Below are 24017 nucleotides of genomic sequence, written 5' to 3'. Positions count from 1 at the left end.
TTTAATTTTTCCCAAAACACGCCCATTCTTGCCCAAATTAGCGTATAATAAGGGCGTGTTTTTAAATTTGGAAAAATAGCCATGACCGACAACGACTTCACCAATCCTAACATCCTACCCACAGGCAAACCCCAAGGACAATCCGCCATGCAAACCCCCGCCAATGGCGAAACCGCCCACGCCAACACCCAAACTGACAACCGTTATTCTGAAAACATTGGCGAAACCACCCATTTTGGTTACCAAACCGTCAATGCTCGTGAAAAAGAAGCCAAAGTCGGACAAGTATTTACATCGGTTGCCACTAAATACGACATCATGAACGATTTGATGAGCTTTGGCATTCACAGGCTTTGGAAGCGTTTTGCCATTAAGATGAGTGGCGTGCGTGCAGGGCAAAGTGTCCTTGACATCGCAGGCGGTACGGGCGATTTGGCAAAAGTATTTAGTAAAGAAGTCGGTCGCTCGGGTCGTGTGGTCTTGTCCGACATCAACGAAGCCATGCTAGAAGTGGGTCGCACACGCCTTATCAATGCGGGGTGCAACAACGTGGATTTTGTGCTTGCCAATGCCGAAACCTTAGAACCCTTTGCCGATAATTCGTTTGACTTAGTTACCATCAGCTTTGGACTGCGTAACGTTACCGACAAACAAAAAGCCCTAGAAGCCATGTGGCGTGTGCTAAAACCTGGTGGGCGACTGCTTGTGCTAGAATTTAGCAAACCTGTGTTTGAGCCGTTGTCAAAAGCGTATGATCTGTACTCTTTTACCGCCCTACCGCTCATGGGGAAGATTGTTGCCAATAACAGCGAAAGCTATCAGTATCTGGCAGAGAGTATCCGCATGCACCCAGACCAAGCCACGCTAAAAGCCATGATGGAACAAGCAGGGTTTGTCAATTGCGATTATCACAATCTCACAGGCGGTATCGTGGCAGTACATCGTGGCTTTAAGGCTCGTTGATTTTTTATATCATTTAACTTCAAATATACTCGGGCGTGGAAAGCGCGCCCCTACAAAAGCATTTTAAAATTGTGGGCGAATGTCATTTACCCCTACAATCCATTTAAAATTAAAGGTTTTAAATGCCTGCCCCGAAAGGTAGATTTTACCCATTTGCCTTTTTTCTTTTTAAAACTCCTTTTATCAAACCCATTTTTACCAAAACCATGCTCATCTCTTATAAAAACCGCCTGTTTGACCTATATCGCATTTGTGCCAAATACCGCCTTGACACGCATTTTGCGGACGTACCAGAGCTTGCCCCTTTGGTACGGCTCATCAAAATGCACCCTGCCAGTATCGGCAAATCGCACAACCCATTGGGGGTCAAGCTCGCCTTAGAAGAGATGGGAACACTGTTTTTAAAGCTCGGGCAACTGCTCTCCACTCGCTCTGACCTACTGCCCCCTGATATCATCGCCCAATTATCGCTACTACAAGATAAAGTCGCCCCCTTTGACGTTGAGATTTTAAAACGTGAAATAGAACACCCCAAAACAGGGCTAGGCAAGCCAATCGGTGAGATGTTTGACCGATTTGATGAAAAGCCACTCGCCGCCGCCAGTATCGCCCAAGTGCATACCGCTTGCTTGCCTGACGGTCGAGAAGTGGTCGTTAAGGTCGTCCGTCCTGACATTCGCCCTGTCATCATCAAGGATTTTGAACTGCTTCGGGAGCTGGCAGGCTACCTATCAGCTCGTATGGAGTCGGCTCGGGCGGTGCATATCGTGAGTATCGTGGAAGACTACCGCCAAATCATGCTAAATGAGCTGGATTTGACCTTGGAGTCCGCCAACGCCACTCGCATGAGAGCTAACTTCACAAACTCGCCACTCATCTATGTCCCCGAAGTCTATATGGCAAACAAGTCGGTCATGGTCTCGGAGCGGATTTTTGGCGTGCCTATTAGCCAGACGGATAAATTTGACGCCTTGGGCTATGACCGTGCCGTCCTTGCCAAAAATGGTTTGACGATATTTTTTACCCAAGTGTTTCGGGATAACTTTTTTCATGCTGACATGCACCCTGGTAACATCTTTGTGGAGACCCTGCCAGACGGTCAAGCGGTGGCAAATCCACGCTATTTGGGGCTAGATTGTGCGATTATGGGGCAACTTGCTCCCGATGACCAACTTGTTGTCGCTCGTATGCTCCTATCGGTCATGAATGGCAATTACACCACACTGGTGGACATCATCAGTCATGCAGGTTGGATACCGCCATCTGCTGACAAGCACGCACTCATCGCCGACATGGCTCGCACGGTGTCCCCCATGGTGTCTAAGCCCATGAGTGAGCTTGATTTTGCAGGGATATTGTTTGAGATTTTAAACATCGCTCGCCGTCATCAGATGAGCATACCGCCACAGCTTATGCTACTTCTAAAAACGCTCGTCCACGTGGAAGGGCTTGGGCGTGAACTATATCCTGACCTTGATATTTGGTCGCTTGCCAAGCCGATTTTGACCGATTGGGTAAAATCACAGCTTGACCCCACACGTCTATTGAATGATTTTTATGACAAATTGCCCGAACATCTACTGTCCGCCACTGACCTGCCCAAACTTACTACCCAAAGCATCCAATCACTTGCCATGCTTGGCGGACGACAGGACAAACAGCTAAGAGAAGTCCAAGCCCTACGAGCCGATTTTTTAAACCAAAAACGCCATGACTGGATAGCGTTGGGCGGATTTTTTGCCTTTATCGCCATTGGGTTGACCGTGCCGATTTGGTGGGTGGGCGTGGTGTTTCATGTATTGGCATTGGGGTTTGCGGTGTGGCGGGTGTTGGCGTGATTGGACTCATCTGATCTTAAACAAACAGTCCAACCACAACCAGTGAAAAGATGTTTGGCATTACTTATAAAGATGTTGCAGTTGGTTTGACAATTCAAGCTTGAAAAACGTGCGATTCCCCTGCTTTTTTAAACAGGCATTTTTCATTGCAAATACCAAAGGTAGGCACTCCCTAATTATAAGCACTAAATTTGCTTTATTTTTAATCAATTTTATGTAAAATTTTATAGTACGAGCGGTCTGTTGCAAACATCAAAGTTTAACACGCCCTATAAAAATTATGCTAAAATAACAGAATTTACCCTTTAATAAATGATGGAAAAACCCATGACCGACCTACCCGAAAAAAACGACTTTATCCGCCAAATTATTCGTGATGACCTAGCAAGCGGTAAGCACGACAGCATTTTGACCCGTTTTCCGCCCGAGCCAAACGGCTATTTGCACATCGGGCACGTCAAGTCCATTTGCCTAAATTTTGGCGTGGCACAAGAGTTCGGTGGAGCGTGCAACCTACGCTTTGACGACACCAACCCCACCGCCGAAAAGCAGGATTATGTGGACAGCATTAAGGCGGACGTGGAGTGGCTTGGTTTTGACTGGGCAGGAGACATACGTTATGCGTCGCACTATTTTGACAAATTACACGAATGGGCGGTACAGCTTATCAAACAAGGCGATGCCTATGTAGACTTTCAAACGCCTGATGAGATTCGTGAACACCGTGGCGGTTTTGGTAAGCCATCTGTGGAATCGCCACAGCGTAACGCTACTGTTGATGAGAATTTGGCTCGTTTTGACGACATGAAAAACGGCAAATACAAAGAAGGCGAGGCGGTACTGCGTGCCAAGATTGACATGAATCACGCCAACATGAACATGAGAGACCCTGTGATTTATCGTGTCATGCACGCAAGCCACCACCAAACGGGCGATACATGGTGCATTTATCCGATGTACGACTACGCCCACCCCTTGTCGGACGCTTATGAGGGTATCACGCACTCGATTTGTACGCTTGAATTTGAAGACCACCGTCCTTTTTATGATTGGGTTGTTGAAAAAGTGGGCTTTGAGGTGCCACCCCGCCAATACGAATTTAGCCGTCTAAACATTGACCACACGCTAACGTCCAAGCGTAAACTCAAACGCCTTGTGGACATGGGCGTGGTATCGGGCTGGGACGACCCACGCATGCCAACCATTGCAGGCATGAGAAGACGTGGCTACCCTGCCGAAGGCTTGCGGGATTTTTGTGAACGCATTGGCGTATCCAAGGCAGACGGTGTGGTAGATTTTCGCCAGTTGGAATTTAGCATTAGAAACGTGCTAGAAAATACCGCCAGTCGTGGTATGGCAGTGCTAAACCCCTTAAAAGTTACCATTAGCAACTTTGATGAAGCGGTTGCTGATTTTGAACATCTAAAAAAAGACACGGTCAAGGCTCGCCTAGATAATGGCGTATTGTGGCTTACTCAGCCCAAACACCCACAGGCAGACAATGGCGAGCGTGAGATTCCTTTTACCAAAACCATTTATATTGATAAATCTGACTTTGAAATCACGCCCCCAGACGGATACAAACGCTTATCGCCAGAGAATCCTGAGATTCGTCTGCGTAACAGCTATGTGCTAAAAGTAGAAGAGCATATCATGGACGCTAATGGCGATGTGGTGGAGCTTGTCGCCACCATTGACCCACAAACGCTGGGCAATAACCCTGAGGGGCGTAAAGTTAAGGGCGTGATTCATTGGGTGTCGGCAAGTCATGGCGTGCCTGCCACCGTGCGACTGTATGAGCATTTATTATTTGAAGATGATGAAATCTCAGACGAGCATATTGCCACTATTAAAACACAAAACCCAGATGCCGATGATGATACGCTATGGGTACTAACCCACGTCAATCCAAATTCGGTAAAGGTTGTCAATGCCATTGTAGAGCCGTCATTGGCACAGGCAACAGGCGATGACAAATCCCAATTTGAGCGTGAAAGCTACTTTGTGGCGGACAGCGTGGAGCATAGCACCGATAAGCCTGTATTTAATCAGATTGTGGGGTTAAAAGATGGGTTTAAATAACTTTTAGCAATTTTAAAATTAAACGAAAGCCAAACGTGGTGTTTGGCTTTTTAATTCCATTGCCCAACTTTTAACTCGTTCACTTTACATTCTCATCAATCGCCTCATAAATGGCAAAAAGCTCAACATCATTTAGCACCGTCTCAGCAATGGGAAAAAGCTCTCGCTCTTCAAAGCGGATATGGTCATACAGAGCATTTGCAAGCTCCTTGACATCGTCCACACTTGGGTCGGTGTTGGCAAGTAGGCTCTCAATGTATTCATGCTCATCAAGCATTTGTTTTGCCAATTTAACCGCCCTGTTATCGGATAATTTTGTCAAAATAACATCAGCAAGGCGTGTCCGCTCAATCTCAAAATACGTGAGAATGGCAGTGGTCAGACACTCCACTAAGGCTTGATGGTGGATAAGTTTGTCGTCATCGGTGACGGATTTGGCTTTGTTGGCGATGACCAAGCCCAAATGGTGCTGGCGAGATAGGGGCTGTAAGGCGGGGTGTCGTTTCGTGGGAGTTTCTATTTATCAATTAAATTTTATTATAAAATAAAAAAACCACAAACACTAGGGCGATGTTTATGGTATTGTGGCACATAATGCTAATCAATAATTTAAGGTATAACTTATCCCGTAACTTCTCCCCTGTGCAGATAAGCTGGATAATTCACCATAAGTTGCTTTGGCAGCTTGACTAAATACGCTCTTATAATCGGCATCCATCAAATTATAAACCCCAAAATTTAGCTGACCCTTGGGCAGTTTGATCTCACCCAATAAATCCGCCACGACATAGCCTGAAATTCTAGCCTCCGGGGTTTTGCGGACATTTTGATTGGTTTTGGCAATCAGGCTGTCCTTGTAAGCTCTTTGTGTACCATCAATGGCAAGTAGTTGTAAGCGTAACTTATGTTCGTTTGGCGTAGTATATTGAGCAAAAGCGGTGGCTTTGGTAGGACTGATACGAAACGCCCCAAGCTCTCTGTACTGACCACCTGCATCTTTGTATTGACCTCGTGTATAGGCAATGCTGCCACCGACAGCCCAGTTATCATTAATCTTGTGATTTAATTCAAACTCCGCCCCATAAATACGCTCATCAGTATCAGCAACCACCACGCTATAATCTTTTAAAAACTGGGTTACTTTATCTGATGTATTATAAAAACCTGTCAACTTGGCACGGCTACCCCCAAATACTCCTACCCACCCTGCATCATAACTATTGACCGTGATTGGCTCGACATTATCAGAATTAACCACAAAACCTGCCCCAACATCTCGTAGCACCCTTTGCAGGTCAGGCAAACTATATCCCTGCCCAAAGTTGGCAAAAATACTGTGATTTGGCGTTAATTGATAATTTGCCCCAAGATTAAACAAAGTTTTGTGATGCTTTACTTTGCCAGAATTGACAACCCCTGCTTGATACGGCACTTTGTTTTGGATTAATAAATCAGCCAATAGCGACTCACTGGGTGGCACAAAATCGTCTGTTTTGCTGTCTATACGTTGATGTCGCACGCCTGCTGATATTTTTAAATCATCTGTTAAAGCAATATTGGCATTAGCAAAAACACCATAGGTTTTTAAGGTGGTGTCAGGCCCATAAGTGTAACGGTTGCCAGTGTCTTTAAATGCCAAGCCGTTGCTTTGCATAAAGGTGGTTAAATCATAACCTGTTGCCCCTTGGCGGTCTTTTTCTTGCTCATAGTCAATTCCATAACTAAGTAGCACAGGCTTTTGAGTAAGGTCAAATTTACGTTGCAAAGCCAATCTTGCTCCTAGTACCTCTGCCTTAGATTCAGATTGTAACACCCCATACGCGCGAGCTTGTAGGGCCTTAGTATAAGCATCCAAAGTGGCGGGTGGCAAATTCATGCTTTGTAAAATAGGCAGGGCTTTGGCGGTCGAAAACGGGGCAACAAAGGGGTAAAATCGCCCTTCTTCTTTACGATAATAAGCATTGGTATTGATGGTGTTACCCCACAAATCATCATGATGATAGTTGATATTAAAAGTGCTTTTGGTGGTTTTTGGCTGTTCTGATAATGATAAGCCTTTGATGGCATTTAATGAAGGCTTTTCTCCAAACAACACCGCAAGGCGATTACCATAATCAGGTGCATAATCGGTATCTTGTTTGTCGTTATAATGTGTCAATGCTAAATTGATGTTTTGTTTATCACCGATTTGCCAATCAACATTTGCATTAATACTTAGACTTTTGCTGTCTTGTTTATCGGTTTGGGCAGGCTCAGGAGCGATGCGTTTACCGTTAGCATCAAATGCCCCTCCTGTGGTGCGATAGTCGACATCAAGTCGTGCAAGGACATTGCCATTTTCGCTGACACCTGCTACACTCTGACCTACCTGATAACCGATACCTTCACTGGATAATTTACTACCATGTACACCGATGCGGGTTTCAAATTGCTCCTTTTCCAAATCCGACTTAGTAACGATATTAATCAAACCGCCTGTTGCCCCAGACCCATAAATACTGGTTGCTCCTGATAAAACTTCAATTCTAGCCACTTGACTGGGGTTGATACTATTAAGCTGTCGAGAGATGTCTCGCGAACCTGTCAAAGGCACGCCATTTAACAAAAATTGCACTTGACGACCGTACATGGTTTGCCCAAAGTTACTGGTGGTGCCACTACTTACCCCCAAACTTGGAATGAGCTGTGCCATTACATCGGCAAGCTGTCGAGAGCCTGTTGCTTGCTCTTGAATTTGCTCTTCATCTATAATTTTAGTGGTATGGGGCATTTGCGTGATACGATTGGCAAGTGCCATACCGCTCTTATCAATGGTAATAACCACAGGCTCTAATTCAACCGTTGGTAATGACTCATTGGGTTGAGCGTACAACTGCTGAGTTACTGCCACACTTAGTAAAGGCAAAGACAACCATTGAGAATAGTGGGAATGACGCATAAATTACTCCTTATGCTTATGGAAAAGTAAAATTTTAACAGTCTGTTACGAAAAATTTTTTTATCAATGTCGGCAAAATAAGCATTGACACCCCAGAACCAATCGCAAGCCATAAAAATAGCTTGTCATAGCCAAACTGATGTACTAAAAATCCACTCATCGCCCCGCCGATAAAATACACAAGCAACTCCACGCACACAAACAAAGTAAAGTCCGTGCCAGCTTGGTCGGGATTGGCAGCATTCATAAACAGAGCATATAAGGCAGTCATTGTTAAATAGCGAACAGATAAAATTAGCAAAACACTAATTGCCATCAAGCTCATAAATCCTGTTTTTAATAAACCTACCGCAGGTAAAAAATCACCCAATAAAGGATATAGCAATCCTAGACACAACAAAGCATAAACTGCCGTTCTTAGCCATCCGAATAATATAAGACAACGTACAATGTCGATATATTTGATTAATACCCCTGCCAAAAGTGCTGAACCAATCCCAACAATCGCTCCAAATACCGAAAACAAAAGCCCAATCTGAGACAGTGAAAAACCAAAATCCACAAGCATTGGATTTAGCATTGCCATCATCGGAGCTTCCACAAAGCGAAACACCACAATCAAAGCTAGTAACCATTTGGTTTGCGGGCGTTTGATAAGCCTAATAAGACTTGCTCTGGAAAGATTGGTAGCATGTTTGGGATTGTCTTGATCTTTTAAGAACGATAGTGAACACGAAATAAGCAAAACAGTTGTTGCCAAACTGATTGTCGCCATTTGCCAATCAAATCTCTGATATAGCCACAGTGTGCCAGCACCGCCTACCATACTACCAAACGCCACTCCAAAACTTTGCATGGCACTTGCCAGCCCAAAGGATGACTTATCAAATTGTTCCACTGTATAGCCATCAATAGCGATATCTTGGGTGGCACTTGCCAAAGACACCAAAAAACTTATGCTCAGAAATAATACAATCTCAGAAAACTGTAAAAAGCCAAGCCCAAACAGCCCGACTACCACGATAATTTGAGTAAAAAATAACCAAGTTTTGCGTTTGCCAATTTTGGCACAATAATAATTGTCCACATAACTTGCCCACAGAAATTTAAACGCCCACGGCAAATATAAAAGTGAAAGCATGCCAATCACCCTAATATCAACGCCTTGATGTCTTAAAATGGCAGGCAATGCCACATTAAAAAAATACAAAGGCAAGGCATGGGCAACATATAACAGTGCCACCATCGTCAAAAGATGGCGATTTTTTTGTTGTGAGACAATCATCAGACCGCCCCTATTTTAGTGTTTATCCATGCTTTGGCTTCAGTCAGTGATAACACCACCGCATAAGGCACTCGCCATGCTTTATGAAAAGCAGGACTGTCTAAGGCTTGTCTTTGAGTCTCATCATCAACAATTCTAACTAATCCCTTGCAATATTTAAAGAACGATTCTTTGTGCGTCTTGTACCAAACCGCCTCAGTCTGGCGGTAGTTATCAGGGAGTGTCAACCCTGTCCGACTATGGTAAATCAAGGCAAAACTCTGCTCACTGGCTAACAAATCACTCATAGCAATCAACCAACCATCAAATGCATCTTGACTAATCTCGCCTGAAAAATCGAGTAAAAATACAGGTAAGGAGCTATTTGGGTTCTGAATAGCATTTAGAAAAATAGGCATAACATCACTCTTTAATGCTGGCATTTAAATAATGGGCAAACTTACAATAAAACCCTTCTTTGTCACAAAAATATAACATTGCAGTTTTTTCAGGCATTACAATTTGATATTGGGGCATATAGTTTAATTCTTGAGCGACTACCTCATAGGGTTTTACACTTGCATCAGGTTCACCCACAATTTTTTTAGCAGGTGAATGTTCAAAAATAAAAAAGCTTAGTAGACGCATAATGGCACGCAAGTACCCTTTGCCAACAGCCTGTGCCTCTGCTAGTAACAAATGCCAACCCAAATCATTTTTGTCAGCCGTATAATACCCTGATAGTCTATCCCTTGCCCCTTCATAAACTTCGGCGTAACCAACCCATTCGCCATTAATACTAACCAAATACAAACGCTGGTGATCATCAGCCAACATTTTTTCAAAATAAACAGACAGCTCAGACAATGATTTATTGAGTTGCCATTGAGGGATAACATGGGGCATATTCATCCAACGATGCAACAATTCAATATGTTCAGGGTAGCGTATTTGCACCAACCCAAATTCAACCCCATTTTCTCTGTAAATGTAGTTGTTTGGCAGCCCCTGAGATAAAGTTGGCAATCGATTGATTTTACTGCATTGATCTTGATTAAAAGAATCGGTATAGATTTCTAGCATTTCTATTCTCTCATTAGGGTGTGTTGAATATTGGTATTTGNNGAAAAATCGCACGTTTTTCATGCAAAAACCAATAAAAGCGTTAAAATTTTCATCGTTTTTACAAATAATGTTATCAATGTTCAACACACCTTAGAAACTGTGGTGATATTGGATTGCAAATTGGTTCGCAAACCACGGGTTCTGGACGGTTGGCGTTATCTTGATAACCTCTTGTAAAAAAGCGAACACGATTTAGACACACCTTTTCAAATTTTGGTCTTTTTAAATCAAATAAAGCAATCCTCTCATTTAGCTCTGGATGTTGATGGTGAAATTCATCAACAATCTTTGATAACTCATTCCAAAATTCAAATTCAGATATATTATAATATTGATGTAATACATCAAAAATATAGCGATAATGCACAACAAAAAGCCCAGTGAAAATAAAATGACTCAAATCTTTTGGGGAGTGTTTTAATAAAATACCCACCTCTTTTGGTTTAGGCTCTTGTTCAAAAAAAGTGTCATCAACTAAATTAATATCATCCACAAAATCCTTTAAAACCATTTTTATCGGTATGCCATTCTCATGTATCAATAGACTATTTTCTCCATGTGGCGAAAATACAATTCCATAACGATACAACCAATACAATAATGGTGTTACACAAACTTTAAAGAATTTTTTTAGCCACTCAACAACCGTAAGACCCGACCGATGGATTAAATGTGGCAACAAAAAATCATCATGTCTATCTTTATGAATAAGTGCAGCTTGAGAGATCACTTTTTGATTATCAGTGATGTAATTTTCAACACTATCTCGCCACAAACAACCCAGTAATTCCGTAAATTGATAAGGTGGAGAGCTTAATTTATCAAAGGCGGGCTGTTTTACAGTAACTGTTGCTAACTCTCCCAATAGAACAACACCGGTTTCTTGCAATTGTTGGTCGTTTTTAAGTATTCTCAACAGCCATTCACTGATTTGCGGAGCAAAAAAATTACGCTTGTTTGGCAAGCCACGATATACTGCTGTATTTAAAATACTAAGTGGTAGTTTAATGTGATATGCTGTTTTATCAGTCATATCTGAAAAAGTTCGAATAGACTGTAAAGGTAAATACTCATGCTTAGACATTTCTAAAAACAGTAATTTTTGTTCAGAGATTTCAAGTGCATAATTTAAGCTAATCCAATTTGACCATTGCCAAGGATGTATTGGTAAAAATAAATATTCTTGACTGTCCAATCCTTTATTCATCAAAATGTTTTTAAAAGATTTATACTGACCTTCCCCCAACGTCTTTTTATAAATGCAATCACAAGTCAGCCCTTGAATTAATGAGAGTACCGCAAGACTTTTGTGAACAGCAAACCAAGGAAGTTTTCTTGCAATAGCAACCTCTGGAACATACTGTTTATAATCTTCATAGCCAAAACCGAGGCGACCTTTCCCCATAACAATCCAAGGATGTCCACGTAAAGCCGAGTCAACAACTGACCCACTAAGATTTGATAACGCTTCACTTGTTAAGCTATGCTTTGTGTATAAATGAGCCTCCGCCAACCAAGTATGATTAATTTCCTTTACCATATAAGCTTTTGTGCCATTATCCATATTCAGACTTTCACACAACTCAACAAAAAAATCAGTTAGATTATAAAAAGAATCACCTGTTTTTTTGTCATTAATAGAGTAGACGATAAAGCCACCAAATTTCTTTGGTTTGATAATTACTTCCAAATTAATTTTATCAAAAACAAATAACATTCTTTGCTTGTTTTCTGGCAAATATTCCACTTTTGTTGGTCTAATAATTTCTTCGTAAAGCAGCTCAGATATAGCAATCTTCATCAAAGACTGGCCAGCGCTTTTTAATTGCGACAACTCTATATTTAAATGATAAGCATTGGATGTATTCATTGCAAAACCTCATCTATGAAAAATTTGATAAAATATTGTTTCTACTTAGCTTATAAAACTCTTTATCCAAAATCCGATTGATTATGGTTGCTGAGCGATGAGCGCTCAATCCTAAATCTGGCGTCCCAACTCCATGAGTACAAAGTCCCATATTCTGCACAAAAATCCTCCCCATACCATTAGGGTGTTGGTAATTTACCTCATAATTTCGATCAATATCATAACTACCACAAGGTTGTTTTTTGATACAAGGATCTAATTCTGACATAAAATCCAGTGACGCTTGCTGATATCCAGTAGCCAAAATAACATAATCAGCACTTATTTTTGACGAAGTATTTGTATAATTATGTACAAAATCACAACAAATCTTGCCTTGATTCTGACAAGTTTGTATTAGTTTTAAATTTGAATTTAATTTTATTGATTTTTCATTATTCAAAATTATTTTTTGATAAAGCATGCTGTAAATATTTTTTAGTAAGTTTGAATTAATTCCTTTATATAAAAAATCTTGTTTTTTCAATAAATTTTTTCTTGCTTCTTCTGATAGGCTGTAAAAAAAATCCATATAGTCTGGGCTAAAATGCTCTAAAGCTAATGGCGTATACTCCATGGGAAAAAATCCCTCATCATCAGTAACCCAATGAATATTATTAAAATCATTTTGAATTAATTTATAAAAAATCTCGCCAGCTGATTGTCCAGAACCAACCAAGATAATATCGGATTTTTTCTTCTTTAAAAATTCATCAAAATTTTTCATAAAATCCGATGAATGGAAGCACTGATTTTCTAAATTTTTCACAATATTTTTTGTACAATCGGGAATATTTGGAGAAGTTCCTATGCCAATAACTAAATTTTTACACTCATAATTTTTAATTTTCCCATTACATTCAACAATAACATTAAATCCTTTATTAATAGGAAGAATCTGTTTTACTAAACAGCCAAAATTTAAATTTTCTAATTGACTGCATACCCATTGGCAATAGCTATTATACTCAATTCTTGGTAGGAAAAAAGACTCTTTAAAGTAAAATTGAAACAACCTTTGTTTTTCTTGCAAGTAATTAAGAAAACTGTACTTGTTTGTTGGGTCTACCATTGTTACCAAATCAGCTAAAAACGGAACTTGTAGTGTGGTATCAGGCATTAACATTCCTTGATGCCATATGAATTTTTCTTTTTTATCGAAAAATACTGTTTTTAAATGACAATCTTTATGGTTTAGCAAACTTGCCAAGCTTAAGTTAAATGGCCCTATACCAATACCTATGATATCAAACATGGTTTACCTCTTTGTGCTTTATAGGATTCTTTATCTTTACATAAATAGATTGGGTCTCTACTGGTGCAACCAGTTCATCCAAATCGTGTAAGCGAGTCAACAAATTTCCTTTGTAGGGTAATTGATTACTAAACAACAGAGTATTTAGTAGCTTACTATTTGGATACTTTTTCAACAGATTCTCAATATACTCCCGTAGTATATTGAGAAGATTTTCTTCTGTTGAAAATCCAGTTTTTGCAATACTGCTAATTAGCGAAAAAACCGTATTTCCAATAAAATAATATATAAATCGACTATTAGCAAAATCAATAGAAACAACACACTTTGCTCTAGCAATAAGATCTGTATACTCATCTATCAATTCATCTGCATAATCAGTAACATATCCAAAGCTTTGATTATCTCTTACCCAAAATTTATAAGGGAAATTATCTCTTATTTCTATGAGACAATTCTGTTGATGAGCCTCAAAAACCATACCATAATTATGATACATATCAATCATGGGAATTAGTGAAATTTTCAAAAATTCTTCAAACCATTTTTGACTAATTTCTCTTAAACAGACACCAAATTCTTTTTGACTACCTCTAATATTTTTGATAATGTGATATAGGCGATTTTTCTTTTGGAATGGATGATCTTGACATAACGTTGCCAAATTTGTAATGTTACCTTCTTCATTAAAAGGATTATTTCTAATAATGCAAATGGTTTCATTTATAATTTTTCCATCTACAATTACCCCATTCCAAGCAGGATCATTAACAACATCAAACATTGGGTATGAATTTTTTATATTTTCTCCAAACTGACTGTGCCAAATTTTATTAGCCAACAAACCTCTACGACCTTCTTTCGGTAAATTTATGCGTACTGAATTTGTGATTGCAACAGATAAAGATAATTTAAACATCCACTCCCTATTTAAGTTTACAACCGTACGAACTGATGTGGTGGCATAATAATCATCTCCCATTTGACCTAAATCTATTAATTTTTCTTCTGTTAATAATTTTTTATAAATATCTTTTTGTTGTAAATATTTCGCCTGCCAAGGATGTAGTATAATCAACCTAAAGTTATTATAACCTTCTGATTCATATTCTTTTTGAATTTTAATTTCATTTAAAATATCACTTTTTATCCTTTCTAATATCAGACCACTCTCTGACTCTTCAACGTAAATACTTGATTCAACCAACCAATAATGCAACTTAAAGCAACCATTAGTTTCTGGTGAAAAATTTTTCCATTGCACATTATCAAAACCAATTCTGTTTTTCGGAGTAGGATGCATGGTATGCCCACAGAATAGAGCTTGCTCCGTATCAACAAAATTAAGTTTTTTTCTTTTAAATATGCTGTCAATTTTTTGTTGTCGACTATCAAGAATTATCTGCAATTTTTCTGAACTATCCATCCATCTTGACAACACACTGTTGATGTTTATACTTTCTTTATCTGAATGCCAATATAGCATATCTTGTAACAATAAATTTGCCAGCATTAAAGAGTTAGTCTCTACAAAACCATCAGCTTGTTCAATATATATTTTATCAAAAATTTGATGATGTCCTAGCACACTGACAAATAGCAATGGAACAACTATGCGGACTTTTAAGGGTTCTAAAAACAAAGACAGGGCAGAGTGCCCCTCACAACATCCTCGACAAATGTCGCTTTGCTCGCTTGATTGTAAAATTTTAAAGCGACTGGTTTCAATACAGTAGGCGTTTATAAGATTTTGTATTGATAATCGCTCAATATCTCTTTGTTTGTTAGACATAAAACAAAGCTCCTCGTACTATAATTGATAATTATAATAATAATTATTATTATTGTCAATATATTTTATCAAATTTCATGTTAATTTCACCGTTAAGTCTCTCCAAATTCGGTCTAAACACTCTATATTAGACTTATGAATATCGCACAGTTTTAGAATTAATTTTTTAAATTATTATAAAAATCAATAAATTATAAAATAAAAAAACCACAAATACTAGGGCGATGTTTGTGGCAAAACCGAAAAAATGGTTTTTTAAACAAGTGCTTACTGCGATGTCTTTTGACGGACAATCTGATAACGTCTGCCCAAATACCAAATCGGTGCTGAGATGATGTGAATCAGACGAGTAAACGGCACAAGCAGAATAAGCGTGGTTCCTAAGAACATGTGTAGCTTATAAATCAGCCCTGCATCCACCACACGAGCGGCAGCACTCATCGGACGCAATATCGCCAAATCCTGTGCCCAGCCTGCCAATGACAGCATTAACGCACCGTCTTTATGGTCAGGATAGTGCCAAATGGTCGCAAGACCCATCAACAATTGCACCAAAATGATGACAAGTAGCATCTTATCGCTAAACGTGGATGTATGGCTCACACGTGGGTCGGTAAAACGTCGCCACATAAGAATCAGTAGTCCCACAAGGCACATCACGCCTGCAATACCACCGACAATGACTGCCACAAGCTGTTTGTCCGCCGCCGAGATAAAGCGTTCATAGACAAAGTGCGGGGTTAGCATACCAAAGAAATGCCCAAGCAGTACCACAATGATACCGATGTGAAATAGGTTACTGCCAAGTCTCATGCCTTTATCGTTTAGCATTTGGCTTGACCCTGCACGCCATGTATACTGCGATAGGTCAAATCTTGCCCAGCAGCCCAAAATACATACTGTCAAGGCGATGTAAGGGTAAATGCCGTACAAAAATATATGTATCCAGTTTTCGGGGGTTACTGCTGTGATTGCTGTTGCTTTTGCTATCATGACGACACTCCTTCGTTAACAGTTTTATTGGTTTTAAAATCCACCCAATGCACAGGGATTTCGCTCTCGTTTTGGGCTTGTCTTGCCAAGGTCTCGGCAATGCGAATGTCGGTTTGGCTTGACGGACAGCGTTCTTCTTGCTTTGCTGCCAAAAAGTCCACGGCTTCTTCTTCCCATTCTTTGTCAATGGCATCAAAAGTCGTATCATCCACCTTGTCTTTGCCCATCTTGGCAAGCTCTTCATCAATGACGGTCAAAGGCTTGCCTGCAATTTGCAATAACGCCTTAAACAGCCCAGCATAGCTACTGCCCTTGTCCACCAGTCTCGCCCCCAGTAGAGCGATGATGTGGCTAACATCGGCAATGTCCATGCGAATCTCAACATCATCTGCAAAGCTTGCCTTATAAGACAAAAATTCTAAATACATGGGCAAATAGTCGGGCAACTCTTTGACATCAATGGCAAAGCCCGCCTCTTCGTACTGTCCCATCAAATCCACCATCGCTTGCCCACGGTCTCGGCTCTCGCCATGCACGTGTTCAAACAGCCAAAGCGACAACGAACGCCCACGCTCAAACAGACTGTCATACACCGACTGAGCTTCAATCGAGCCTTTGCTTGATAACTCGTCAACAAAGGCGTTAATCTCTTGGCGAACCTCGGGGCTGATGAACTTTGATGTTGCTACGATGTCTTTACACGCATCTAGTGTATCATCGGCAAACAGCTCATCAGACGGATAATCCATCAGCAGGCTTATCACTTTTAATAATTTAAAATCAAGATGATTCATACTAGCCCCCATCAGTTATCCCACGTCTGCACGGTCTCAATCATCTCACGGCGATTGGACTTACGCTGACCGAACATACTGACGTCATTACCGCCTGTACAGCCATTACCAAAGCTAAAGCCACAGCCGTTTTTGTCGGCAAAGGCATCAGACAACGCTTCTTCACGGTGAGCGGTCGGAATGACAAAGCGGTCTTCGTAGTTGGCGATTGCCAAATAGCGGTACATCTCTTCAACTTGGTGTTTGGTCAAGCCCACGTCATCAAGCACCGCTTGGCTTTCAACCTTATCGACAAGTTGCATACGCTTATAAGAACGCATGGCAAGCAGGCGTTTTAGGGCAAGTTTGACAGGTGCTTCATCGCCAGCGGTCAGCATATTGGCAAGGTATTTGACAGGGATACGTAGGCTGTCCACATCAGGGATAAGTCCGTCCATGCCTACTTTGCCCGCTTCGGCGGCATTTTGGATTGGCGATAGCGGTGGCACATACCATACCATTGGCAAGGTGCGATATTCTGGGTGTAAAGGCAGGGCAAGTTGCCAGTCCATCGCCAGTTTATAGACAGGCGATTTTTGGGCGGACTCAATCACACTCATCGGCACGCCGTCTTTTAGAGCTTGCTCAATGACGGCAGGGTCATTGGGGTCTAAGAACACATCAAGCTGGGCTTTGTACAAATCTTTTTCGTTCGGGGTGCTGGCGGCTTCTTTGATTTTGTCGGCATCATACAAAAGCACGCCAAGATAGCGAATACGCCCCACACACGTCTCAGAACAGATGGTTGGCTGACCTGACTCAATGCGTGGATAGCAGAAAATACATTTTTCGGATTTGCCTGATTTCCAGTTATAATAAATCTTCTTATAAGGACAGCCCGAGATACACATACGCCAGCCACGGCATTTGTCTTGGTCGATAAGCACAATGCCATCTTCTTCACGCTTATAAATCGCTCCCGATGGACACGACGCCACACACGTTGCGTTTAAGCAATGCTCGCACAAGCGTGGTAAGTACATCATAAAGGTGTTTTCGTACTCACCATAAATGTCGGCTTGGACTTGGTCAAAGTTCTTATCGGCACGGCGTTTGGCAAATTCAGAGCCTAGGATTTCTTCCCAGTTTGGTCCCCATTCGATTTTTTGGATACGCTTGCCTGTGATGAGCGAGCGTGGGCGTGCAATCGGCTGATGGTCGCCTAATGGGGCGGTGTGCAGGTGCTGATAGTCAAAGTCAAACGGCTCATAATAGTCGTCAAGCGTTGGCAAATCAGGGTTGGCAAAGATATTGGCAAGCACACGGAATTTACCGCCAATCTTTGGATTGATGGAGCCGTTGGCATTACGAATCCAACCCCCCTTCCATTTTTCTTGGTTTTCCCACTCTTTGGGGTAGCCGATACCAGGCTTGGACTCTACATTGTTAAACCATGCGTATTCCATGCCTTCACGGCTTGTCCAAACGTTTTTGCAGGTAACAGAGCAGGTGTGGCAACCGATACATTTATCAAGGTTTAACACCATGCCAACTTGTGAGCGAATTTTCATAGGATTCCCCTTATGCCTAGTTCTTTTTAATTAATTTAAAAGAACATCGGTAGGTCAAAATTTGGTTTAGTTTATCCCTTTTGTCAAAGGCTTGCTATCCTACCAAAAGGGATAAACAGGGCGGTTTATCAGTCCAAAGTAGTAGGCAGTGGACGTGGCAGTCTGTCATCAGGCTTGCCCTCTAGCCAATCGATGTTCGCCATCTTACGCACCACCACGAACTCATCACGGTTACAGCCGACCGTACCATAGTAGTTAAAGCCGTACGCTTGCTGGGCATAACCGCCAATCATGTGCGTAGGTTTTAGAATTGCCCGAGTTACTGAGTTATGAATACCACCACGGGTGCCTGAGTTTTCAGAACCAGGGATGTTCACAAGCTTTTCTTGGGCGTGATACATCATTGTCATGCCTTCTTTGACACGCTGAGAGACGACCGCACGGGCGGTGATGGTGCCGTTGTGGTTAAAGACTTCAATCCAGTCGTTGTCTTCGATACCTGCTTTTTTGGCATCAATCTCACTCATCCACACGATAGGACCACCACGGGACAGCGTTAGCATGAGCAGGTTCTCAGAGTAAGTACTGTGGATGCCCCATTTTTGGTGTGGCGTTAAGAAGTTTAGTACAATCTCTTTGTTGCCGTTTGACTTATAGCGTTTTAGCTCGTCTGTCGTTCTTGTGTCAATCGGTGGGCGATACTGTTGCAACTGCTCGCCAAACGCCTGCATCCAAGGGTGATCTTGGTAGAACTGCTGACGACCTGTGATGGTACGCCAAGGGATGAACTCATGCACGTTGGTGTAGCCTGCATTGTAGCTGACTTTTTCGGATTCTAGTCCTGACCAAGTTGGGGATGAGATAATCTTACGGGGCTGAGCGACAATGTCACGGAAACGGATTTTTTCATGCTCAGACGATTTGGCAAGGTGCGTGTGGTCTCTTCCTGTATTGCTTGACAAGTCCGCCCATGCCTTGACCGCCACGTGTCCGTTGGTCTCAGGGGCGAGCATGAGCTACGTTGTCTTCGGTAACGGTGTAGTTTAGCTCGCCAAGTAGTTTGACTTCTTCCTTGGTGTCCCATGTGATACCTTTGGAGCCGTTGCCGAGCTCATCCATGAGCGTGCCAAGCGATGTAAATTTGGCATAAGTGGACGGATAATCACGCTCCACAACTTTGATGTGTGGGCAGTTCTTACCAGGTACTGGGCGTACGCCTTGGGTTTTCCAGTCGGTTCCACCAAAGGGCTGAGCCAGCTCGCCCTCTGAGTCGTGTTGCATGGGCAAGGTTACGATGTCTGTTTCCACACCAAGATGACCGACTGACAGCTCGGAGAATTTTTGGGCGATAAGCTTATAAATCTCCCAGTCCGTCTTGGACTCCCACGCAGGGTCGGTGGCAGCGGTCAATGGGTGGATAAAGGGGTGCATATCGGACGTGTTTAAGTCGTCTTTTTCGTACCATGTGGCAGTCGGTAGCACGATGTCTGAGTACAGACAGGTGGACGACATTCTAAAATCAAGCGTGGTAACAAGGTCAAGTTTGCCCGTTGCCCCATTTGGCTCAAAGTCAATCTCAGTTGGGCGAATGCCATCATGAATGGTCTCTTCGCCTAGGATACCGTGCTTGGTGCCTAGTAGGTAGTGAAGCATATATTCATGCCCCTTACCCGATGAGCCAAGCAGGTTTGACCGCCAGATGAATAGGTTTCTTGGGAAGTTGGCAGGATTGTCAGGCGACTCAGCAGCAAAACGAACGTTGCCATTTGCCAGATTGTCCACGACATAGCTCTCAATGTCCTGCCCTGATGACTTGGCAAGACGACCAAGCTCCAAGGGGTTCATGTTAAGCTGTGGGGCAGACGGTAGCCAGCCTGCACGTTCGGCACGCACGTTGTAGTCGAGCATATGCTCAGGAAACTCTGATTTGTCAGCGTGTGGCGATAAAATCTCATGAGCCGAGACTTTTTCGTGTCGCCATTGTGAGCTATGGTTATAAAAGAAGCTCGTGCCATTCATGTGGCGTGGCGGTCTGTGCCAGTCTAAGGCAAAGGCAACAGGAGCCCAGCCTGTCTGCGGTCTTAGTTTTTCTTGACCGACATAATGAGCCCAACCGCCCCCTGACTGACCGATACAGCCACACAGCATAAGCATATTGATAACGCCACGGTAGTTCATGTCCATGTGATACCAGTGGTTCATGCCTGCCCCGATGATGACCATCGATTTGCCATGAGTCTTGTCGGCATTGTCGGCAAATTCACGAGCGATTTGAATGACTTTTTCACGGCTTACGCCTGTGATTTTCTCTTGCCAAGCAGGCGTGCCTGCCACGGTTTCATCATTATAATCATCAGTTACGTGCTGACCGCCCACGCCATTGTCCACGCCAAGATTGGCAAGCATTAAATCAAAGACTGTTACCACTTTGACTGTTTTGTCATTGGCTAGTGTAAGCGTTTTGCAAGGCACATTTTTGTACTGGATATTGTCCCCTTCGGCGGCGGTAAAGTAAGGGTGTTCATCACCGCCAAAGTAGTCCATGCCAACTGTTGCCGCCTCGCCTGAGCCTTTTAGGGTCAAAGCCAAATCCACGTCTGTGTTGTTTCTACCTTCTTTACTCTCCAAGTTCCAACGACCGCTCTCGCCCCAACGGTAGCCAATCGCCCCATAAGGCGACACCAGCTCGCCATTATTATTGATGGCGATGGTTTTCCATTCGGGGTTGTTGTCTTGACCTAGGTTGTCCACCAAGTCAGACGCACGCAGGAACCGCCCTGCTCGTGCCGATTGCCCTTCGCCTTCGACCATGACAAGCATGGGCAAATCGGTGTAGCGTTTGGCATAATCGGTAAAGTAGGCACTTGGATTTTTTAGATAAAATTCTTTGATAATCACATGACAAAACGCCTGAGCAAGAGCGGCGTCTGTGCCTTGTTTTGGGTTTAGCCATAGGTCGCACAGCTTGGCAATCTCGGCATAGTCAGGGGTGATGGCGACAGTTTTTGTGCCTTTATAACGCACTTCGGTAAAAAAGTGAGCGTCAGGGGTACGGGTCTGCGGTACGTTTGACCCCCATGCGATGATGTAGTCAGAGTTGTACCAGTCGGCAGCTTCTGGCACGTCTGTCTGCTCACCCCACGTCATCGGAGATGCAGGTGGCAAATCGCAATACCAATCATAAAACGACAAACACACCCCACCGATAAGCGACAAATAGCGAGAGCCAGCGGCATAGCTAATCATACTCATGGCAGGAATGGGCGAGAAACCAATGATGCGGTCAGGACCAAAGGTTTTGGCGGTATAGATGTTGGCAGCAGCGATGATTTCCACCACTTCATTCCATGACGAGCGGACAAAGCCCCCCATGCCACGCTTGGATTTGTACTGCTCGGTCTTGGTTGGGTCAGTTACGATACTTGCCCATGCGTCCACAGGGTTTTTATGGGCTGCCTTGGCTTCACGCCAAAGTTTTAGCAAGGGTTTACGCACTTTGGGGTATTTGACACGGTTGGCAGAGTACATATACCAACTATAAGACGCACCACGGGGACAGCCACGGGGTTCGTGGTTGGGCAGGTCTGGGCGTGTGCGTGGGTAGTCGGTTTGCTGAGTCTCCCACGTTACCAGTCCGTTTTTGACATAGATTTTCCATGAGCATGAGCCTGTACAGTTCACGCCATGAGTTGAGCGGACGATTTTGTCAAACTGCCAACGACTGCGATAGCTGTTCTCCCAATCACGGTTTTCATCACGAATCTCGCCGTGTCCGTCAGCGTATTCGCCCGTTTTTCTCTTAAAAAAACGAAATTGGTCTAATAAATGGCTCATAAATCCCCCTTATGGGTTGGCTAAACTTAAAAAGTTTTTGGCTAAATTGATGAGCTCACTATAAAGAAAACCGCCAAATTAAGGTATTAACTTGACGGCTAGGGGGATAATACTAAGGGGGTAGGTGTGGCGTGGGGTTGGGTTTTTTGATGATAACTGTCAATTTTAGGCGGGTGCGAGGTTGTTATGTTCTGTTTGTTGTTAGAAAGTGATGCCCGCCGCGAAAAATCTCGTCCATTTTTGCAATAAATCCCTTTTTGATTTCCTTTCACTAGGTGCAAAACAATTTCATTTTGACCAATTCCCATAAAAAATACCCCAAACTTCACAGCTTGGGGTATTTTTATTTTTAGATTTGGATTATCTTAAAAACTCCACAATCTTGGCAAGTTCACCTTCAATGTGCCTGATGATGAGTCTCTCAGCTTGGTTGCACTCTTCAAAGTTTAAGCTGATGTTGTTTTCCGCCAGCTTCTCTTTGATAAGTTTGACATAGATGTCAATCATTGTAGTGTCAGTGGCTGTCTTGTTTGTTAGAGCATATTTGTCTAGGTAAGCACCAAGCTCATCAATGTTGCCAATCCCAAACTCATCAATCAGCTCGCCACACTCTTCATTATCCCAAACACTCATTACAACCTCTTTGTCATCGCTTAGAGCGATTAGGATAAAATGGTCATCAGAGCCACGAAACCATAAAGCATTGCCATCGTCTAGTTCTGACCCAAAATCTACCACACCATACTCTTGGACAAAATTTGAAACCGCTTGAATGTCCAACATCGCATTTACCTTTAACTTGTTAATTTATAGGGCACATACTGCCGTACTCATAGAGCGTAGTCCAGTCTTTTTGCAATGAATTTTCACTTTTTAAAACTTAACCAAAATATTATCCTCATAGCCAATTTGTGCGTTAATGCGAGCATTGACAACAATCCGCTTAAAGCCCCCAACCCTTTGCCAAGTGGGTGGCTCGTACTGTTCTACATAAGCCATATAATCCATCAACTCGCTTTTGGTGGAGCTAAAAAAGATAAAAGGTGGACGCACAAACTGCATAAGCCTTAAAAACTTTGTCATACCAAAATAGCCGTGCTTGGCATAAGCCCCTTGTGCAGTGCATAGATAAGGTGGGTCAAGCAGAAGCAAGCAATTTGGGGTGTCTTGGTATTTTTGTAGTAGCTTTTCAAAATCCAAGCATTCAAGGATAAGCCCCCCCAAAAACCACTCACATCTTGTTTTCGCTACACCAAATGGCTTTGTAAAAGTCAAATCAGTAACGCTACCAGCCCGCCCATTTTTACCCATTTCCCCTGACGGGCAATTACAAAGCGATGGCGATAGACGGTTAATGGAGGTTGCCCTATCCGCCCTGACATCTGGCACCTAAAAACCCACCCGCCAGTTTATGTGTTAAAATAAGGCAATAAAAAAGACAGGCATTTTTACCTGTCTTTTCTCAAAACTCAAAATTACACCCCACCCAACTTGTTGCACCCAGTGTAACGCTCTTGCAATTTGGTCTATCTTAACTTGTCCCACATTGTTTTGAATTATCCCATTTATTGCAGAGTGTGTGGTTGGTTTATTGTGGTGGGGTTTAAGAAAGGACGTAAGGTACGTAATACGCACCTTTTATTATCAAAGTTAGTAAGATTATCAAACCCCCACCCATTA

The 24017-nt window shown here is 42.5% G+C and carries 16 protein-coding genes and 1 pseudogene; 3 read left to right on the top strand and 14 right to left on the bottom strand.

Going from position 1 to position 24017, the window contains the following annotated elements:
- The first annotated feature begins 81 nt into the window (after positions 1-81).
- The 3 genes from ubiE to B0182_RS08800 all read left to right on the top strand — a co-directional run bounded on the left by ubiE (position 82) and on the right by B0182_RS08800 (position 4883).
- Positions 82-963, top strand: coding sequence for a bifunctional demethylmenaquinone methyltransferase/2-methoxy-6-polyprenyl-1,4-benzoquinol methylase UbiE (gene ubiE / locus B0182_RS08810; RefSeq protein ID WP_078274574.1), 882 nt, complete (start codon positions 82-84; stop codon positions 961-963).
- A 206-nt stretch (positions 964-1169) separates the two neighbouring features.
- Positions 1170-2801, top strand: a complete 1632-nt coding sequence (locus B0182_RS08805) for an ABC1 kinase family protein (protein WP_078274602.1) — start codon at positions 1170-1172, stop codon at positions 2799-2801.
- Between the two features lie 327 nt (positions 2802-3128).
- Entirely contained in the window at positions 3129-4883 is a 1755-nt protein-coding gene (locus B0182_RS08800; protein WP_078274573.1) for a glutamine--tRNA ligase/YqeY domain fusion protein, read from the top strand.
- A 79-nt stretch (positions 4884-4962) separates the two neighbouring features.
- Here B0182_RS08800 and B0182_RS08795 read toward each other — a convergent pair whose 3' ends face one another.
- From B0182_RS08795 to B0182_RS08730, 14 genes and pseudogenes are all read right to left on the bottom strand, one after another.
- Positions 4963-5340, bottom strand: coding sequence for a hemerythrin domain-containing protein (locus B0182_RS08795; protein ID WP_211271637.1), 378 nt, complete (start codon positions 5338-5340; stop codon positions 4963-4965).
- 144 nt (positions 5341-5484) lie between these two features.
- Entirely contained in the window at positions 5485-7821 is a 2337-nt protein-coding gene (locus B0182_RS08790; protein WP_078274572.1) for a TonB-dependent receptor, read from the bottom strand.
- A 34-nt stretch (positions 7822-7855) separates the two neighbouring features.
- On the bottom strand, positions 7856-9106 hold the full coding sequence (locus B0182_RS08785) for an MFS transporter (protein ID WP_078274571.1): 1251 nt from the start codon (positions 9104-9106) through the stop codon (positions 7856-7858).
- Complete coding sequence (locus tag B0182_RS08780; RefSeq protein WP_078274570.1) at positions 9106-9504, bottom strand: hypothetical protein; 399 nt, start codon at positions 9502-9504, stop codon at positions 9106-9108. Before B0182_RS08780 ends, B0182_RS08785 begins: the two co-directional genes overlap by 1 nt.
- Before the next feature lie 4 nt (positions 9505-9508).
- Positions 9509-10111, bottom strand: a complete 603-nt coding sequence (locus B0182_RS08775; RefSeq protein ID WP_002233959.1) for a GNAT family N-acetyltransferase — start codon at positions 10109-10111, stop codon at positions 9509-9511.
- A gap of 172 nt (positions 10112-10283) precedes the next feature.
- Positions 10284-12080 (bottom strand): IucA/IucC family protein, encoded by a 1797-nt coding sequence (locus B0182_RS08770; protein WP_078274569.1) that lies wholly within the window; start codon positions 12078-12080, stop codon positions 10284-10286.
- Between the two features lie 13 nt (positions 12081-12093).
- Positions 12094-13374: a lysine N(6)-hydroxylase/L-ornithine N(5)-oxygenase family protein gene (locus tag B0182_RS08765; protein WP_078274568.1), complete on the bottom strand. Its 1281-nt coding sequence runs from the start codon at positions 13372-13374 to the stop codon at positions 12094-12096.
- Positions 13367-15166, bottom strand: coding sequence for an IucA/IucC family protein (locus B0182_RS08760; protein WP_078274567.1), 1800 nt, complete (start codon positions 15164-15166; stop codon positions 13367-13369). The genes B0182_RS08765 and B0182_RS08760 overlap by 8 nt, the downstream gene beginning before the upstream one ends.
- Positions 15167-15433: 267 nt before the next feature.
- Positions 15434-16159: a respiratory nitrate reductase subunit gamma gene (gene narI, locus B0182_RS08755; RefSeq protein ID WP_078274566.1), complete on the bottom strand. Its 726-nt coding sequence runs from the start codon at positions 16157-16159 to the stop codon at positions 15434-15436.
- Complete coding sequence (gene narJ, locus B0182_RS08750) at positions 16156-16953, bottom strand: nitrate reductase molybdenum cofactor assembly chaperone (RefSeq protein ID WP_112742385.1); 798 nt, start codon at positions 16951-16953, stop codon at positions 16156-16158. Before narJ ends, narI begins: the two co-directional genes overlap by 4 nt.
- 11 nt (positions 16954-16964) lie before the next feature.
- The gene (gene narH, locus B0182_RS08745) at positions 16965-18503 is read right to left on the bottom strand and encodes a nitrate reductase subunit beta (protein ID WP_078274564.1); all 1539 of its coding nucleotides are present in this window, start codon (positions 18501-18503) and stop codon (positions 16965-16967) included.
- Between the two features lie 128 nt (positions 18504-18631).
- Positions 18632-22337: pseudogene (locus B0182_RS08740) on the bottom strand (nitrate reductase subunit alpha).
- Positions 22338-22697: 360 nt separating this feature from the next.
- Complete coding sequence (locus B0182_RS08735) at positions 22698-23120, bottom strand: hypothetical protein (protein ID WP_078274563.1); 423 nt, start codon at positions 23118-23120, stop codon at positions 22698-22700.
- A 90-nt stretch (positions 23121-23210) separates the two neighbouring features.
- On the bottom strand, positions 23211-23726 hold the full coding sequence (locus tag B0182_RS08730; protein ID WP_143821696.1) for a hypothetical protein: 516 nt from the start codon (positions 23724-23726) through the stop codon (positions 23211-23213).
- Positions 23727-24017 lie beyond the last annotated feature (291 nt).

Source organism: Moraxella bovis, assembly GCF_002014975.1.
GTDB classification, from domain to species: Bacteria; Pseudomonadota; Gammaproteobacteria; order Pseudomonadales; family Moraxellaceae; genus Moraxella; species Moraxella bovis.
The sequence above is the reverse complement of the archived record's forward strand: the minus strand, read 5'-3'. Positions and strand labels throughout refer to the sequence as shown.

Bases quoted from the DNA above. Each gene is read 5' to 3' on its own strand.
- ubiE (WP_078274574.1), top strand. From the start codon at position 82: ATGACCGACAACGACTTCACCAATCCTAACATCCTACCCACAGGCAAA.
- B0182_RS08805 (WP_078274602.1), top strand. From the start codon at position 1,170: ATGCTCATCTCTTATAAAAACCGCCTGTTTGACCTATATCGCATTTGT.
- B0182_RS08800 (WP_078274573.1), top strand. From the start codon at position 3,129: ATGACCGACCTACCCGAAAAAAACGACTTTATCCGCCAAATTATTCGT.
- B0182_RS08790 (WP_078274572.1), bottom strand. From the start codon at position 7,821: ATGCGTCATTCCCACTATTCTCAATGGTTGTCTTTGCCTTTACTAAGT.
- B0182_RS08785 (WP_078274571.1), bottom strand. From the start codon at position 9,106: ATGATTGTCTCACAACAAAAAAATCGCCATCTTTTGACGATGGTGGCA.
- B0182_RS08780 (WP_078274570.1), bottom strand. From the start codon at position 9,504: ATGCCTATTTTTCTAAATGCTATTCAGAACCCAAATAGCTCCTTACCT.
- B0182_RS08770 (WP_078274569.1), bottom strand. From the start codon at position 12,080: ATGAATACATCCAATGCTTATCATTTAAATATAGAGTTGTCGCAATTA.
- B0182_RS08765 (WP_078274568.1), bottom strand. From the start codon at position 13,374: ATGTTTGATATCATAGGTATTGGTATAGGGCCATTTAACTTAAGCTTG.
- B0182_RS08760 (WP_078274567.1), bottom strand. From the start codon at position 15,166: ATGTCTAACAAACAAAGAGATATTGAGCGATTATCAATACAAAATCTT.
- narI (WP_078274566.1), bottom strand. From the start codon at position 16,159: ATGATAGCAAAAGCAACAGCAATCACAGCAGTAACCCCCGAAAACTGG.
- narJ (WP_112742385.1), bottom strand. From the start codon at position 16,953: ATGAATCATCTTGATTTTAAATTATTAAAAGTGATAAGCCTGCTGATG.
- narH (WP_078274564.1), bottom strand. From the start codon at position 18,503: ATGAAAATTCGCTCACAAGTTGGCATGGTGTTAAACCTTGATAAATGT.
- B0182_RS08735 (WP_078274563.1), bottom strand. From the start codon at position 23,120: ATGTTGGACATTCAAGCGGTTTCAAATTTTGTCCAAGAGTATGGTGTG.